The organism is Streptomyces thermovulgaris, from assembly GCF_002155915.1.
Classification (GTDB): domain Bacteria; phylum Actinomycetota; class Actinomycetes; order Streptomycetales; family Streptomycetaceae; genus Streptomyces; species Streptomyces thermovulgaris.
The window spans coordinates 1-2,227 of the sequence record NZ_MUME01000358.1; the positions used below are offsets into that span (position 1 = coordinate 1).

Consider the following 2,227-nt stretch of genomic DNA (forward strand, 5'->3'; position numbering starts at 1 on the left):
GTGGGACGGAGGTGCCGGGGGAGGGGCGTACACTGGGAACGGAACACGCAGTATTCGCGCCGCCGCCCCCGTTTTGACCCTCGGAGGGCGCCGCGGGTATTCTGCGGTTTCGTTGTGTATTGGCTTGCTCATTCTCACGGGACGGGCCCTTACACCGGTCCACCGGGCCGATGACCAGCGACCAGCACGCGGTTTTGCGTCGCCGCGGTGCGGTCAAGGCTGTCGTGATCGTCTTCGGTGACCTTGTCAGGACCACTCACTGAAGAAGCGAAGGCTACGAACCGTGCGTACGTACAGCCCCAAGCCCGGCGACATCACGCGCCAGTGGCATGTCATTGACGCTCAGGATGTTGTCCTGGGCCGCCTGGCGTCCACCGCCGCCACCCTTCTGCGGGGCAAGCACAAGCCGATTTACGCACCGCATGTCGACACCGGTGACTTCGTCATCATCATCAACGCCGACAAGGTGCACCTTTCCGGCAACAAGCGGACCCAGAAGCTGGCGTACCGCCACTCCGGTTACCCGGGTGGTCTGCGCTCGGTCCGCTATGACGAGCTGCTTGAGAAGAACCCGGAGAAGGCCGTCGAGAAGGCCGTCAAGGGCATGCTCCCCAAGAACTCCCTTGGCCGTCAGATGCTCTCGAAGCTGAAGGTCTACAGGGGTGACCAGCACCCGCACGCCGCGCAGAAGCCGGTGCCGTACAAGATCACCCAGGTCGCGCAGTAAGTCCGGCCAGCCCCTAAGACGAAAGAGAATCTGAGGAGAATCGTGGCCGAGACCACTGCCGAGCAGCCGCTCGAAGAGCTTGACATCGACAGCTACACCACCGAGTCCGAGTACCCCGTAGAGGGCGAGTACACCTCGGAGTCCCTGGCCTCCCGCTTCGGCGAGCCGCAGCCGGCCGCCGGACTGGGCCGCCGCAAGACCGCCATTGCCCGTGTCCGGATCGTTCCGGGCAGCGGCAAGTGGAAGATCAACGGTCGCACCCTCGAGGACTACTTCCCGAACAAGGTGCACCAGCAGCAGGTCAACGAGCCCTTCAAGGTGCTGGAGCTCGAGGGCCGCTACGACGTCATCGCCCGTATCTCCGGCGGTGGTGTCTCCGGCCAGGCCGGTGCCCTCCGTCTCGGCGTCGCCCGTGCTCTGAACGAGGCCGACGTCGACAACAACCGTGGCCCGCTGAAGAAGGCCGGCTTCCTCCGCCGCGACGCCCGTGCGGTCGAGCGCAAGAAGGCCGGTCTGAAGAAGGCCCGTAAGGCCCCGCAGTACAGCAAGCGCTGATTTCAGCGGCGCCCCTGCAGGTACTCCGAACGCCCCGGCGGCACGCCACTGTGCTCCGGGGCGTTCGTATATCACAGAGCTTGGACGTATAACGGCACAAGCTGTTCAAAGGCTGGTGCGATCGAATGCCCGGGTCGTCGAATGCCATAATCCAGCATCTTTTCGAAGTGGTGCTTCTCCAGGAGGACAAGTGGGACGACTCTTCGGCACGGACGGCGTGCGGGGCGTTGCCAACGCGGACCTGACCGCCGAGCTGGCACTCGGGCTCTCCGTCGCCGCGGCGCACGTACTGGCCGAGGCGGGCACCTTCGAGGGCCACAGGCCGACCGCGGTGGTGGGGCGGGACCCGCGCGCGTCCGGGGAGTTCCTGGAGGCCGCCGTGGTCGCCGGTCTGGCGAGCGCGGGCGTGGACGTCCTGCGCGTCGGCGTCCTGCCGACGCCGGCGGTGGCATACCTCACCGGCGCACTCGACGCCGATCTGGGCGTGATGCTGTCGGCCAGCCACAACGCCATGCCGGACAACGGCATCAAGTTCTTCGCCCGCGGCGGTCACAAGCTCCCCGACGAGCTGGAGGACCGTATCGAGGCGGTCTACGAGGAGCACCGCACCGGCGAGCCCTGGGACCGTCCCACGGGCGCGGGCGTGGGCCGGGTGCGCGACTACGACGAGGGCTTCGACAAGTACGTCACCCACCTCGTCGAGGCCCTGCCGAACCGGCTCGACGGCCTCAAGATCGTCCTCGACGAGGCGCACGGCGCCGCCTTCGAGGTCTCGCCGGAGGCCTTCCGGCGGGCCGGTGCCGAGGTCGTCACCATCGGCGCGCAGCCGGACGGCCTCAACATCAACGACGGCTACGGCTCGACCCACCTCGAGCGCCTCAAGGCGGCCGTGGTCGAGCACGGCGCCGACCTCGGCATCGCGCACGACGGCGACGCCGACCGCTG

The 2,227-nt window shown here is 67.3% G+C and carries 3 protein-coding genes; all 3 read left to right on the forward strand.

Annotated elements, in window-relative coordinates; all coding sequences use genetic code 11:
• Positions 1-283 precede the first annotated feature (283 nt).
• Entirely contained in the window at positions 284-727 is a 444-nt protein-coding gene (gene rplM / locus CCN35_RS24080; protein ID WP_067397082.1) for a 50S ribosomal protein L13, read from the forward strand.
• 42 nt (positions 728-769) lie between these two features.
• Complete coding sequence (gene rpsI, locus CCN35_RS24085) at positions 770-1,282, forward strand: 30S ribosomal protein S9 (protein WP_067397083.1); 513 nt, start codon at positions 770-772, stop codon at positions 1,280-1,282.
• A gap of 190 nt (positions 1,283-1,472) precedes the next feature.
• The coding region (locus tag CCN35_RS24090; protein WP_483883427.1) for a phosphohexomutase domain-containing protein at positions 1,473-2,227 on the forward strand (755 nt) is incomplete at its 3' end.